The 13909-nt window shown below is 33.0% G+C and carries 13 protein-coding genes; 3 read left to right on the forward strand and 10 right to left on the reverse strand.

What is annotated here, in order from left to right:
- Nucleotides 1-2 precede the first annotated feature (2 nt).
- The 3 genes from LW133_RS04445 to LW133_RS04455 form a co-directional block, all read right to left on the reverse strand.
- Nucleotides 3-374 carry a hypothetical protein gene (locus LW133_RS04445; protein WP_233077035.1) on the reverse strand — a complete coding sequence of 124 codons (372 nt, stop codon included), beginning with the start codon at nt 372-374 and terminating at the stop codon, nt 3-5.
- Between the two features lie 68 nt (nt 375-442).
- The gene (locus LW133_RS04450; protein ID WP_233077036.1) at nt 443-1126 is read right to left on the reverse strand and encodes a potassium channel family protein; all 684 of its coding nucleotides are present in this window, start codon (nt 1124-1126) and stop codon (nt 443-445) included.
- A 10-nt stretch (nt 1127-1136) separates the two neighbouring features.
- Complete coding sequence (locus LW133_RS04455) at nt 1137-2480, reverse strand: TrkH family potassium uptake protein (RefSeq protein ID WP_233077037.1); 1344 nt, start codon at nt 2478-2480, stop codon at nt 1137-1139.
- A 128-nt stretch (nt 2481-2608) separates the two neighbouring features.
- On the opposite strand from LW133_RS04455, the gene LW133_RS04460 reads away from it, so the two are divergent.
- From LW133_RS04460 to purH, 3 genes are read left to right on the forward strand one after another with little or no spacing between them, the layout of a single operon-like run.
- Nucleotides 2609-3442, forward strand: coding sequence for a flagellar hook-basal body protein (locus LW133_RS04460; protein ID WP_233077038.1), 834 nt, complete (start codon nt 2609-2611; stop codon nt 3440-3442).
- Nucleotides 3443-4330 carry a tRNA (adenosine(37)-N6)-dimethylallyltransferase MiaA gene (gene miaA, locus LW133_RS04465; protein ID WP_233077039.1) on the forward strand — a complete coding sequence of 296 codons (888 nt, stop codon included), beginning with the start codon at nt 3443-3445 and terminating at the stop codon, nt 4328-4330. It abuts the gene before it with no gap.
- 26 nt (nt 4331-4356) lie between these two features.
- The gene (purH, locus tag LW133_RS04470; RefSeq protein WP_233077040.1) at nt 4357-5889 is read left to right on the forward strand and encodes a bifunctional phosphoribosylaminoimidazolecarboxamide formyltransferase/IMP cyclohydrolase; all 1533 of its coding nucleotides are present in this window, start codon (nt 4357-4359) and stop codon (nt 5887-5889) included.
- 412 nt (nt 5890-6301) lie between these two features.
- Here the strand turns inward: purH and dxs are convergent, their stop codons facing one another.
- Genes dxs through rsfS form a run of 7 tightly spaced genes read right to left on the reverse strand, consistent with a single transcriptional unit; the run spans nt 6302 to nt 13908 of the window.
- Nucleotides 6302-8137 carry a 1-deoxy-D-xylulose-5-phosphate synthase gene (gene dxs / locus LW133_RS04475; RefSeq protein WP_269843747.1) on the reverse strand — a complete coding sequence of 612 codons (1836 nt, stop codon included), beginning with the start codon at nt 8135-8137 and terminating at the stop codon, nt 6302-6304.
- On the reverse strand, nt 8137-8931 hold the full coding sequence (fliH, locus tag LW133_RS04480) for a flagellar assembly protein FliH (protein WP_233077042.1): 795 nt from the start codon (nt 8929-8931) through the stop codon (nt 8137-8139). The genes dxs and fliH overlap by 1 nt, the downstream gene beginning before the upstream one ends.
- Complete coding sequence (gene fliG, locus LW133_RS04485) at nt 8915-9943, reverse strand: flagellar motor switch protein FliG (RefSeq protein ID WP_233038408.1); 1029 nt, start codon at nt 9941-9943, stop codon at nt 8915-8917. Before fliG ends, fliH begins: the two co-directional genes overlap by 17 nt.
- Before the next feature lie 8 nt (nt 9944-9951).
- Entirely contained in the window at nt 9952-11646 is a 1695-nt protein-coding gene (fliF, locus tag LW133_RS04490; RefSeq protein WP_233077043.1) for a flagellar basal-body MS-ring/collar protein FliF, read from the reverse strand.
- Nucleotides 11647-11678: 32 nt separating this feature from the next.
- Nucleotides 11679-12779 (reverse strand): histidinol-phosphate transaminase, encoded by a 1101-nt coding sequence (gene hisC / locus LW133_RS04495; RefSeq protein ID WP_233077044.1) that lies wholly within the window; start codon nt 12777-12779, stop codon nt 11679-11681.
- An 8-nt stretch (nt 12780-12787) separates the two neighbouring features.
- The gene (locus LW133_RS04500) at nt 12788-13576 is read right to left on the reverse strand and encodes a histidinol-phosphatase (RefSeq protein WP_233077045.1); all 789 of its coding nucleotides are present in this window, start codon (nt 13574-13576) and stop codon (nt 12788-12790) included.
- Nucleotides 13576-13908, reverse strand: coding sequence for a ribosome silencing factor (gene rsfS / locus LW133_RS04505; RefSeq protein ID WP_233077046.1), 333 nt, complete (start codon nt 13906-13908; stop codon nt 13576-13578). The genes LW133_RS04500 and rsfS overlap by 1 nt, the downstream gene beginning before the upstream one ends.
- Between the last annotated feature and the right edge of the window lies 1 nt (nt 13909).

Genomic DNA, 13909 nt, shown 5'->3' on the forward strand with positions numbered 1-13909 from the left:
AATTACTCCTCATAAAAACTTCGTATTAACTCTTCTCTTTGTTTTTTTGTAAGTATATTATACAATCCTTCTAAAAATATTAAATCGATTTTAGCACGATCATGCTGGTTATTTTGAACAAAGTCTTTAGTTTTATGATTTAAAAATTCATCTGTTGCAAAAAGTCTTAAGACTTTATCATTAACTAGCTTATTATTGCGCCACCAAATTTTCAAATCCCTATAATAATCCTTTAGCAAAACCTTTATCTGTTTATCTTGCAAATCACTAAGTTTAACTTTTCCTAAATGCTCATACAACTCATCAATATTTTGCCACCCCATTCCAAAAACTATTGTGCAAGAAAAGAATATCCCACAAATTAGCTTATACAAAAAATCACCTCTAGTCTTTTACAAATTCTAACTATTATTTTTTTAGTTTTTGTCAATTTTCTCCATATTTAAAGTTTTTCAAACTTATTAACATAAAAATCAATACTCTTATCATTTCCTGCAAAAACAACAAAGTCTTCATTCTCAACTACGTCACTATCCTCTGGATGCAAAATCCAAGTATCTTCTTTTTTAATTGCAACAACCTTAATCTCTTGAACAATCTTATCCTCTTCATCTCGCCTAACACTCCCCTCTTCTATTTCTCTAATTGTTTTTTTACCAAAAATATCACTTGCCAAAACCTTGCACACTTTAAGATTTTCACTAATTAAACTCACATCTGCTTTGGAAGTCAAAAGGTCTGTCAGAAGCCTATTTGCAGCTTCTCTCTCAGGATAAATCACATGATCAGCACCAATTTTTGAAAGAATCTGTCCATGAGTTTTGTTCGTAGCCTTTGCTACAATTGTTTTATTCCCCAATTCTTTTAATGCCATCACAGTAAGAATAGATGCCTCAATCTCTCCAATACTCACAATCGCCACATCAAGCTCACTAACCCCGGCTTCTTTGAGTGCAAGCACATCTGTTGAATCCAACATATATAAATCCTCAACATCTTCCCTAAAATCTCGAAAATTTTCTTGAGAATTATCACAAATAATCACACTCTCCCCTTGATCAATCAATCCCCTTGCAATATAAGAACCAAATTTTCCAAGCCCAATCACACCATAATTTTTTTTCATTTTTTCCTCTCTATAAAATAATTTTTTCTTTCAAATATTTCACCCTACTTACCCGAGCACGTCCAAATAATGCCAAAGTAAAAATCATCACTCCAGATTTACCCAAAATCATCGCCACAACAATAATAATTTTTCCCACATCATTAAAATTTACACTCAAGGATAAAATCCCCCCATCTCCAGTAGAAATTCCCACTGTAGAAAACGCACTCATTGTCTCAAATAACAAAGGCAAAAATGCCATATCAGCTTGAAATAAAACGAGCAAAAGCGATAGAGCTATAAAATAAAAACTAGAAATAATAAAAATAAGTAATGCTTTTTGAATACTCTCCTCATTAATCGCACGCCCAAATAATCGCGCTTCTTCATTATTTAAAATACTACGACAAAAAGCAAATAAAACTGCTACTGTAGTTACTTTGATTCCTGTTGCCGTTCCTCCTGGCGCTCCTCCTATAAACATAAAAATCATAGAGAAAAATAAAGTGCAATCCCTAAGATTTGACATATCATAAGTAACAAACCCCGCTGTTCTATAATTCACTGCAGTAAAAATTGATGCAATAATTTTTTCAAAAAACTCAAATCCCTCAAAAGTTTTTGGATTTTTCCATTCTAAAAGCAAAATCATAAAAGCACAAAACACAATCAAAAGCATACTAACGCTAATTACGATTTTAAAATGTAAAGAAAAATGACAAAATTTTTTCTGCCCTATTTTATCCCTTATAAAAAAATGTAATTCTGCCAAACAAATATAGCCAATCCCTCCAATAATTACCAATGCACAAATCACAAAATTCACCAACAAATCCGTCCGAAAATCAATAAGACTATTTGGAAAAATAGAGAATCCGCTATTATTGAATGCTGAAATTGCATGGAAAGTGCCATACCAAATCCCATCTGTCAAACCAAAGCGAATGCTAAAATCCAAACTCAAAAGCAATGCTCCTATAAACTCCACACAAAGCACATATACTAAAATCTTTTTGATAAACCCCATTAAATCATCATATTTTGTAAGATTTAACGCTTCTTTGAGCATGTTTTTTTCCGCATTCCCCAAACGCTTACGAAAAAGCACATAAATTAGTCCAAGCATTGTCATATACCCAAACCCCCCTAGCTGTATCAAAAACAAAATAATCCCATGCCCAAATAAAGTAAAATCCAATGCCGTATCTTTTATGATTAATCCCGTGCAAGTGAGTGCGGAAGTCGCGGTAAAAAATGCATCAATAAAATCAATTTCTTTAGTGTGGGAAAAAGGTAGCATAAGAAAAAATGCACCAATTAAAGCGATTCCAAAATAAGAAAGCAATAAAAATTTAATACTCTTCAAATTCATTAAAAAATCTCAAAATAAAATCAAACTATTATCATAACACAAAAATCCCTTTTGTTTCTATAAGAAAAAAAATGATTTTTAGGAATACTTATTGCTTAAAATGTGAGAATCTTAAATAAGGAGTTTTTATGCAAAATGGTTATTATGGTGCTGTAGGCGGTATTGTCACACAATTCAATCGCCTTGATACAATTTCAAATAATCTTGCAAATCTCAACACTAATGCCTTCAAGCGTGATGATGTAATTATCGGGGATTATCTAAGAATTTATCAAGCATACCAGCAAGAACTTCCTTTAAAAAACCATACAAAAGAAGCAGCAAAATTTGTCAATCGCGCTCTTGATCGTGTGCCAATTATTTCTGATTCTTATAGCGATCAAAGATTAGGAGTAATGATGCCTACACAAAACTCCCTAGATTTTGCCCTATCAAAAGAAAATCTATTTTTTGCCATACAAACCCCACAGGGTGTTCGCTATACACGCGATGGAGCTTTTGTAATCGGGGACGATGGAATGCTAAGCACCAAAGAAGGTTATCATGTCTTAAGTAGAGCAGGTTTAGAAACCGAGGAAGGGATTTTAATTGATCCACAATCTCAAATTGAAGTAGATACAAATGGTAATCTTTATGTACGAGTTGCAGATACTGAAAATGCGGGAGAGGCAACACAAAATAACGCAATTGCAATTGTTAGTTTTACAAATCCTCGCTTACTTAAAAAAGTTGGACAAAATCTATATACCTATCCTGAAGAAAAAATAGATGATCGCACAAATATCCTTACCCCCTCTGCATTGCGTCAAGGATTTTTAGAAAAAAGTAATGTAAATGCAGTCGTTGAGATGACAAATCTCATAGAAACCAATCGCCTTGTAGATATGTATTCAAAAGTCTTAAAAACCCATATGGATGAGCTAAACTCTGAAGCAATCAACAAACTAGCCACAAGAGCCTAAATGTCACAAAAAAAACTTTTAGCAATTCTTGGGGCTAGTGGGAGTGGAAAAAGCGCCTTAGCACTAGATTTAGCAAAAAAATTAGATGCGGAGATTTTTTCACTAGATTCTCTAAGCATTTACAAAAATATCAATATTCTCTCTGCAAAACCCACAAAACAAGAGCTAGATTCTATCAAGCATTATGGAGTTGATGTTCTAGAAATCTCACAAAACAATAATGCAATGCTTTTTAAAAATCTCCTTTTAGAAGCAATAAAAAAAACAACAAAAAACACTCTAATTATTGTAGGAGGAAGTAGTTTTTATCTCAAAGCAATTATAGATGGATTAAGCCCGATGCCAGAAATCTCCTCTGAAATAAAATTGCAAATAAATTCATTACAAGACCCCTACTCTACTTTAAAATCCATTGATAAAGACTTTGCGCAATCCATCAAACCTCAAGACACCTATAGAATAAAAAAAGGGCTAGAAATATATTTTGCTTCTAAAATCCCTCCTACACAATATTTTTTACACAATCCGCCACAAAAATTCCCCTATAAAATTACAACCTTTTGCATCAGTATTGCTAGAGATATTTTAAGAGAAAAAATCATCTTAAGAACACAAAAAATGCTAGATTTAGGGGGCGTAGAAGAAATACAAAATCTATTAAAAATATATCCAAAAAATGCACAACCCTTCAAAGCCATAGGACCTAAAGAATGTATAGATTTTTTGGAGAGAAAAATAGATTTTCAAACACTAAAAGAACAGATCAACACCCATACTATGCAACTTGCCAAACGCCAAACAACATTTAATAAAACACAATTTAAAAATATAAATTTTTTAGAAAAAAATCAATTATTTGATGAGATTCTAAGGCAGCATCAGGCATAATTACCAAAAAACCACAAGGGGTAATTATGTATGCATTACTAAGTGTTAGCGACAAAGAGGGCATTGTAGATTTTGCCAAAGGCCTAATTAAATTAGATTACAAAATTCTCAGCACAGGCGGAACCTTGCAATTGTTACAACAAAATAATATTGAAGCTATGGATGTGAGCTCTTATACACAAAGTGAAGAAATGTTTGAAGGGCGTGTAAAAACCTTGCACCCTAAAATTCATGGTGGTATTTTATATCAAAGAGACAAGAAAAAGGACTGCGAAGTCGCACAAGAAAAAGGGATTTTTCCTATTGATATTGTTTGTGTCAATCTCTATCCCTTCAAAAACACTATAGAAAAAACTAATGATTTTGATGAAATTATCGAAAATATTGATATTGGCGGGCCATCAATGGTACGCGCTGCTGCAAAAAATTTCAAAAGCGTTTTGATTGTAACAGACAAAAATGATTATTCTTTTATCTTAGAACAACTAAAAAATAAGCAAAATACTCTAAGTTTACGCCAAGAAATGATGATAAAGGCTTTCAATCATACTGCACAATATGACTGCATTATCGCAAATTACATGAATCAAAAATTCCACGAAGGCTTTGGAGAAAAAATTTTTATTTGTGCGCAAAAATCTTTCCAAACACGCTATGGAGAAAATCCACACCAAAAAGGTGGATTTTATGAATTTGAAAACCATTTTGCAAAGCATTTCAAAGTTTTAAAAGGCGAACCTAGCTTCAATAATATGACAGATATTAACGCGGCTATAAGACTTGCCACAAGCTTTGGAGATAGTCCTGCTGTAAGCATTATAAAACATGGAAACCCTTGTGGTTTTGCCATTAAAGAAAATCTTCTTTCTAGCTACATATGTGCTCTAAAATGTGATAATGTGAGTGCTTATGGTGGTGTTGTAGCAGTCAATGGAATTATTGATGAAGCATTGGCACTAGAAATGTCTAAAACCTTTATTGAGGTGCTAGTAGGTGCAAATATCACCCCTGAAGCATTAAAGATTTTTGATTCCAAAAAAAGAATGAAAATTTTTACTTATGGAGATAAAATCCTACACAAACACCGCGATGCTTATGATTTTAAGCATATTGAAGGGGGAATTGTCTATCAAAACAATGATTGCATCCAAACTAGCGAAGTAGAAAATGCCAAACAAATGGGCAAAATAAAAGCAAGTGATAAACAAATTAAAGATCTTACAATTGCTTATATTATCGCTGGTATCACAAAATCTAATTGTGTAGCCTATGTCAAAGATAGTGCACTTGTAGCTATTGGTATGGGAATGACTAGTCGCGTTGATGCCTCAAGAGCCGCAATTGAAAAAGCAAAAGATATGGGACTAGATTTAAAGGGTTGCGTACTTGCTTCAGAGGCATTTTTTCCCTTCAAAGATAGTATAGAAATGGCTGCAGAAGTTGGTGTAAGTGCAATTATAGAGCCAGGAGGAAGTATTCGTGATGATGAGGTGATTGCATGTGCAGATGTAAATAATATTGCTATTTATTTTACAGGTATAAGACATTTTTACCATTAATTTTATATAGGCCTCTTTAGTTTCAAGGGGCTACTTTTCAAACTTACTAATCAAAATACAATCCAAAAAAAACTTTTATTACAATAAAAATTGACAAAAATCTATAAAATATCATAAATTAAAATCACAAAAAAATAAAAGATTAAAATATTGCAATATTATATCTTCTAAAACTTTACTTAATAAAAAGCTAGTTTTTGACAATTTCTGTATATATCTAAAAAATATTAGAAAACAATAATCTATAAACCAATATAATAAAAACTTTTACAAAAACCACATTAATCCTCTATTGTAAAGCCAATAACATAAGCATTAGCAAAATTTAGCACTAAGTTTTATAATTTTGTAAAATATTTTTAAACTACCTAGGCTCTTAATTTCAAAAAAGGCATAACCAACTTATTTGATTTTATTTTTCTTGTAAATCTTGCAAAATTTTTTCAAAAAATTCTTCAAACCCCAAAGACTTTTCTACTGCTGTAGTTTTTCCATGAGTTACAAAAAGATCTTGAATCTCAAAACTTTTTACAGGAATAAAAAAATTATGTTCGCTCATAAACTCCATAATAGCACTACCCACACCCCCTAAATAATAGCTATCACTAAAAATATAAAGCCTTTTATAATGTGATAAAATCTCCTTTAAAGCCAAATCTAAAGGTTTTACAAAACGCAAATCTAGCAATCCTGCAGAAATTCCATGTTCTGCCAATTTCTCACGCACAAAATATGCACGCCCCACACCATTACCATAACCAATTAATAAAATTTCCCCATCCTTAAAAAGCCATTCACACCGCCCTAAAACAAAAGGAGTGCTTAAAATCTCATCATCTAATACAAAATTCCCTCTAGGGTAACGAAAAGCACAAGGAGCATGATTAATAGTACTTGCAAACTTTACAGATTCCACAAGACTTGCATTATCTCTTGGTGCAAATAAAATCATATTAGGAATGGAACGCAAATAAGCAATATCAAGCAAACCTTGATGCGTCTCACCATCTTCCCCTACAATCCCCGCACGATCAATAGCAAATTTTAATGGTAGCGACATAATACAAGTATCATGCACAATCTGATCGTATGCGCGTTGTAAAAAAGTAGAATAAATACTCACAAAAGGCTTAAACCCCTCCTTTGCCATTGCAGCCATCGAGGTCACTGCATGCTGCTCAGCAATCGCTACATCCCAAAAACGCTGCGGGTATTTTTCTATCAAAGATTCCAGTCCTGTTCCACCAGGCATTGCCGCTGTAACCCCCACAACTTTTTCATCTTCTTGTGCAAGTTCTAAAAGTGTTTTAGAATAAATTTGCGTAGGATTAAGCTTGATAGATTTAGGAGCTCCTCTCCCTGTTTTAAGATCAAAAGGTCCCACACCATGCCATTTTTCAAACTGACCCTCTGCAATCTCATACCCCTTACCCTTTAGAGTTTGCGCATGTATAATCACAGGTTCTTTAAGTTCTTTCGCCTTTTTTAGTGTCTGAATCATTACTTCCAAATCATGCCCATCAACAGGACCAATATAATGTATCCCCATTTCTTCAAATAAAACACCTGGGGTAATAAGTTTGAAAGATTCTTCAAATCTTTTTGCCAAATAAGTGGCACTTTCTGGCATTTTTTCTAAAATTTTTTTGACATTATTTTTTAATTTTTGGTAAAAACTTCCGCTCATCATACTAGAAAGATAACGACTAATTGCACCTATAGGCTTTGCAATACTCATTTCATTATCATTTAAAATAATAATCATAGGATATTTACGATCACCTAATTCATTAAGTGCTTCATATACCAATCCAGCGCTCATGCTTCCATCACCAATTAAGGCAATTGGCAACCCATCTTGATGTTTTAAAGCAAATGCCTTAGCAACACCCACGCCTAAAGAAATAGAAGTTGAACTATGCCCAGCGATAAAATAATCACTTGGGGATTCTGAGGGTTTAATAAAACCACTAATTCCATTAAATTGACGTAATGAACTAAAACTTTCCCACCTCCCTGTAAGCAACTTATGCGCATAAGCTTGATGACTAACATCAAAAATAAAAGGATTTTTTTTACAATCAAATACAGAATGCATTGCAACAATCAGTTCCACTGCCCCGAGTGTCGAACTTAAATGTCCTCCATTTGTGCTTACAACATCTAAGATTCTTTGCCGAATATTTTGACATAAATCTTGCAGATCACTAAGCTGCATATTTTTTAAATCGTAATGTGTTTTTATCATTATTCTATAGTGTTATCTAGCACATTTTGCTTCAAAACTCTAAAACGTGTCATTACATTACCATCGATATTTCCCGCCTTAGAAGCAATTACCACGCCACCTTTTGCAATATTATCATCTGCTTGTATTTCGACATTTTTCAAATCTAAATTCTCTCTTAAATAAGGATAATCTAGAGTATTAACACGCAATTCCACTTGCGTAATATCTCGCATACTCTCCATGAGATGATGTGCAAGAGAAATAGCAATTTTTTGGCTATTTTCCTCGACTTCTTTAACAATTACCTCTCTAGCCATATCAATTGCAATTTGCGCTAAATCTTGCTCTAATTCTTTGATTTTTTCTTCAGATAATTTTAAGCTTTTTTCTAATGCAATCACCGCATTAATTAAAGATTGTTTTTCTTTTTCCACACTTTCTAAAAGTTCTTTTTTGATTTTTTCCTCCCCTTCACGCAAACCATCTTTATAAGCATCACTCCTTGTAGTAGAAATTCTCTCTTCCATATCAAGTTGCTGTTTTTCTACTTGTAATTGCATTTTTGCTAGCGATGATGCAAGCTCATCTGTTTTTTGCAATAATTTTTCAACCAACTCTTTTTCAAAAGAATTATTCGTGCTTGATGTTTGATTTGTCACATCAGGTGTTGTCAAAACCTCTTGAAATTGTTTTTTATCCTCCATCGCCTCTTCTTGACCGATGGATTTAAATTGATATTTTTGTATATTATGATGTTCCATTTTGGATTGAGAAATCAAATCTTGTTGGCCAGAATCACTCGATAATATCATCTTCATCTCCTAATTGGATTAATCCTTGATCAGAAAGATTTTGTACAATCTCGACAATCTTTCTTTGTGCTGCTTCTACATCTTTTACTTTAACAGCACCTAAAAATTGCATTTCTTCAACAAATTGCTCACTAGCTCTTGTACTCATATTCTCTAAAAATCTTTGTTTCAAATCATCAGGCGCAGTTTTCAATGCTAGGATTAAATCCCGCTTATCTGCCACTTTCAAAATCTCTCTAATAGCATTCTTATCAAGTTTAGTAATATCTTCAAATGTAAACATCATTTCTTTGATTTCGCTTGCTAATTGCCCATCAATTTGTTCAATATAAGAAATTGTAGTTTTTGCAGCCTTTTGTCCCAACCGATTAAACATTTCTGCCACTGCTCTAGGTCCACCAACTTCCACTTTATAGCTAGTAAGTGTTTCAAGCTTACTTTCTAAAACCGTAGAAACTCTTTTAATTACACTTGGTGGAATATCTCCTAGATTTGCCATTCTTACAGAAATCTTTGCCTTTACATCATCTTGAAAATACCCTAATGTTTCAGCAGCAGACAAGGGGTCCATGTGTGCTAGAATCAATGCAATAGTTTGAGGATGCTCATTGACAATAAAATCAGCCAATTGTTGTGGGCGCACCTTAGAAAGATAAGAAAAATTTTTTGCAGATTGCATGGTTTTAGAAAGCTTATCTAAAACTTTTTTTGCACCATCTGGCCCTAGCGTCCTACTTAAAAGCTCTCTGGCATAATCCAAACCACCATTATTAATATATTGATTACTTTGTAAAATCGTATGGAACTCTTCTAAAACTGCTGCGCCAATTGATTTATCTGTCCCACTTAATTGGATAATGTGCTTACTAATTTCTGAAATGCTCTCAATATCTAAATGTCTAAAAATCTCTGTCGTAAGATCTTCACCAATCTGTATCAACAAAATGGCGATCTTTTCTGCCATCGAGAATTCATCATACTGCGCTTTTTGTTTAGAATTTAGATTAGACATTTATTCTCCTAAGATTTCATATCAGGGTTAATTTCATCTTTAATTAACATTTTAAAGAGCATAGCAATTTCTTCTGGCTTTTCTTCAATAATATTTTTTGTTTTTTCTAAAAGCACATCATATTTAACTTCATCTTCATTAAAGGTTTTACCAATACCAAGTTGCTCTTCTACTCTTTTACGCATTTCACTAAACTTATTGAAATCTTCATCCTCTTCATCTGTAGTTTCAAATAAAGATTCAATTTTTTCTTCATCATTATTTTGCGTTTCGAGCATTCTCTCTGTAAATGGTACAACAATTTTTTTGTAAAAGATAAATATAATCAATGCAACAATAAGATATTTTAACAATGGCATAAATGGAAGCATATAAGCCTCAATTTTATTAGCAAAACGATCAAATTTTGTGACTGGAACATAATTTTGTGTCTTTGCATTAAATTCAAAATTACTCACTGTAACATCATCGCCTCTTTTTTGGCTATAACCAATAGCTTGTTTTACAAGAAGACTGATTTTTTCCATTTCCGCTTCGCTCATCGGAACAAATTCAATTTTTTCCACCCCTTCATCTAAAACCTTTTTATAACGCCCATCAACAACAACCGCTGCACTTAAACGCACCAAAACACCAAACTCACCCTTAATCTCATTAATCGTCTTGCCGACTTCATAATTTGTAGTATTTTGTGTTTTTTCATACTTTTCTTTTCCTGTATCATCAAGCCCTTGCACTGGCCCAATATTACTTACAGCACCAGGCACACCACCAACTTGTTTTTCTTGTCCTCCTTCTCGCTTTTCCTCCAAGCTCTGTTCACTTCGCACAACATTATTAGGATCATAAACTTCTTGCAAACTCTTTCTTTGAGAAAAATCAAAATCCGCATTTACCTTTGCAACCACCTTATCCTCACCCCCAACAACAGGAGAGAGAATATTAATAATTTTTGCTTCTAGTACCTTTTCAATATTTTGCTTATATTTTAGCTGTGTAGCAGCAGCTTCCTTAGAAGCACTAAGTTCATCATCTTCACCCAAAGGTTCTCCACTTTGACTTACCAACTTAACATTTTCAATACTCAAATTAGGAATGGCTGCGGCAACAAGATTTTTGATTCCAAAAATTTGTGCACTTGTGAGATTTGCACCTGCTTTAATCCCAAGCATTACAGATGCAGTAGGAGGGGTTTGCTGACTGACAAAAACCGAACTTTTTGGAATAGCAATTAACACATTGGCTTTTTGAATAGGAGAAAGACTTTCAATTGTTCTTGATAATTCTCCCTCGATCGCGCGTAAAAACTTAATTTTATGTTCCTCATCTGTTGTACCAAAATCCTTGGTGTCAAAAATCTCAAAGCCCACTTTGCTAGTTTTTGGAATCCCTTGTGATGCTAATGCAATTCTTTGTTCATAAACCTTATCTTTAGGGATTAAAATGGTTTCTTCATTAGAGACTTTATAAGGGATTTGATTTTGTTGCAAGTGTTGTAAGATTAAAGCACTATCACTAGCATTCATCCCCTCAAACAATACTGCATATCCATCATTTCTTTCTTTTCCATTTGTAGAAAAAATTACCAAAAAAACAAAAAATGCGATTACTGCAATGGCACCACCAATAATAATAATACGCTGCTTTTTGCTAAAATTATTAAAAAATTTCAGTGTTTGAGAAAAAACTGCCCTTAAATCCAAAAAACTACCCTATTAAAAAATTGCCTAGCATTTTACGATAAATTTGCTTGTAATAAACTAAAAACTTTAAGATTTTGTTCTTTTGTTCCAATTGTAATTCGCAATGCATTTAAACCATAAGATACTAAATCTCTAACCAACACACCTTTCTGGAGTAATTTCTCACAAATTTCTGTGCTATTTAATGTCTTGTTATCACAAAACAAGGTGATAAAATTTGCATAAGATGGTATAAAATCCATTTGATGAGAATGAGCAAAATCTTCATAATCTCGCATAAAAGTAAAGTTATCTTCTACACTTTTTTGAATAAATTCCTCGTCTTTTAATGCCCAATATGCCGCCTCCAAACTTAAAGAACCCACATTAAAGGGGGGACGAATCTTATGAAGCTTAGCAATCAAATCATCTTGAGCAATACCATAACCAATACGCAAACCTCCAAGCCCATAAGCCTTAGAAAAAGTTTTTAGCACAATCACATTACTAAAATCCAAAACTAATTTTTTACAATCAATACTTTTATTTTTGTCTTTAAAAGCAGCATATTCTTGATATGCCCCATCTAAAACTACCAAAGTTTTATGATCTATGGAGGTTAAAAATTCATAAACCTCAACAAAATCCAAACATTCTCCAAGTGGGTTATTAGGCAAGCATAAGAAAATAACATCTGCCCCATGCTCCTTATAACTTTCCTCAAACTCTTTAAGATCATGTAATTTTCCAGAGGTTTTTATAATCTTTGCACCTGTTTGCTTGGCATAAATTTCATACATTGCAAAAGTTGTTTTTGCCATCAAAACCCTACTAGAAGCATTACATTTAATACGTAAACAAAACTCAATAATCTGATCACTTCCTGCACCAATAATAAAATTTTGCGCACTCAAACCATAAGTTTTTGCCAATAATTCTTTTAATTTTCCCATAGAATCATCAGGATATAAACTAATATTTTTTGCATATTTTTTTATCGATTCTATGACTTTTTGCGAACAACCATAAGGATTTTCATTGCTTGCAAGCCGAATAATATCTTCTGGCAAAACCCCAAAATCTCTCACTACCTCATCTACAGGACGCCCTGCATTATAAGGGGCAATATTTTCTAAAAATGCATTAAAAATCATCTTTGCTCCTAAAAATCATAGACAAATCTTTTTTTATTTCTAAAAAAAACAGCTTGATGATACCCAACACTTTGTGCTAGTTGTCTACAAGTCTCATATCCAAATCCTACATGCTCTTGTTGATGCGCATCAGATCCAAAAGTAATATATACACCAAGATTATAAGCTTCTTGCAAAATCTCTCTACTAGGATATTGCTCACCAATTGGCTTTCTTAAGCCTGAAGCATTAATTTCAAGTGCCACTTGATTTTGTGCTAATACTTGCAATACTTCTTGTATCTTAAAAAAAACTTCTTTAGGAGGTGTATGATTAAACACTTTTAACAAATCAAAATGTCCAACAATTTGAAAAAGCTTACTCTCTGCCATTTTTTTAATACATTCAAGATACTCCATCCAACACTCTCTCATATTGCGTTTTTTATATTCACCAATAAACTCTGGATTATCAAACCCCCAATCATCTAAAAAATGCACCGATCCGATCAAATAATCCAAAGGTGTATCCAAAAGTCTTTTATCTAATAACTCCATACGATGAGGTAAAAAGTCCATTTCCAAGGCCAATAAAATCTCAATTTTATCTTGATATTTTTGCTTAAGCCTTAACACTTCTTTTGTATATTCATCAAACTCCTCAAACCCCATACGATATTTTTCATCATAATCCATAGGATTATGACAAGAAAAACCAAAAATATCAATCCCCTTTTCTATTGCTTGTACAACATAAGACTCTATTGTTCCTGAAGCATGCTTACAAAGATAGGTGTGATTATGCAGATCTACTCTCATTATTCTTGCTTAGCCAAATCTTGTTTCAAAAATTCTTCCAAATTAAATTTTTTTCTATGGCTTTCTGTAAAAAGATGAATCATAATATCACCCAAATCAATAACCACCCAGTCCTCACTTTCTTCATCTACAGCATAAAATTCCTCTCCCCGTGGTTTTAACTCAGTTTTTAACATATCAAGCAATGCATAAGTATGGCGCCCTGCCATCGCAGTAGCAATAATCACATAATCCACAATATAATCTTTATTGCTCACATCAATACATTCAACATGTTCTGCTTTTTTTTCGCTAAGTTTATCAATTATAAATTTTATTCTTTCTTCTTTCACG

The sequence above is a fragment of the Helicobacter anatolicus genome (genome assembly GCF_021300615.1).
Classification (GTDB): domain Bacteria; phylum Campylobacterota; class Campylobacteria; order Campylobacterales; family Helicobacteraceae; genus Helicobacter_H; species Helicobacter_H anatolicus.

Excerpts from the sequence above, each read along its gene's own strand:
- LW133_RS04450 (WP_233077036.1), bottom strand. The coding sequence starts at position 1,126 with ATGAAAAAAAATTATGGTGTGATTGGGCTTGGAAAATTTGGTTCTTAT.
- LW133_RS04455 (WP_233077037.1), bottom strand. The coding sequence starts at position 2,480 with ATGAATTTGAAGAGTATTAAATTTTTATTGCTTTCTTATTTTGGAATC.
- LW133_RS04460 (WP_233077038.1), top strand. The coding sequence starts at position 2,609 with ATGCAAAATGGTTATTATGGTGCTGTAGGCGGTATTGTCACACAATTC.
- miaA (WP_233077039.1), top strand. The coding sequence starts at position 3,443 with ATGTCACAAAAAAAACTTTTAGCAATTCTTGGGGCTAGTGGGAGTGGA.
- purH (WP_233077040.1), top strand. The coding sequence starts at position 4,357 with ATGTATGCATTACTAAGTGTTAGCGACAAAGAGGGCATTGTAGATTTT.
- dxs (WP_269843747.1), bottom strand. The coding sequence starts at position 8,137 with ATGATAAAAACACATTACGATTTAAAAAATATGCAGCTTAGTGATCTG.
- fliH (WP_233077042.1), bottom strand. The coding sequence starts at position 8,931 with ATGATATTATCGAGTGATTCTGGCCAACAAGATTTGATTTCTCAATCC.
- fliG (WP_233038408.1), bottom strand. The coding sequence starts at position 9,943 with ATGTCTAATCTAAATTCTAAACAAAAAGCGCAGTATGATGAATTCTCG.
- hisC (WP_233077044.1), bottom strand. The coding sequence starts at position 12,779 with ATGATTTTTAATGCATTTTTAGAAAATATTGCCCCTTATAATGCAGGG.
- LW133_RS04500 (WP_233077045.1), bottom strand. The coding sequence starts at position 13,576 with ATGAGAGTAGATCTGCATAATCACACCTATCTTTGTAAGCATGCTTCA.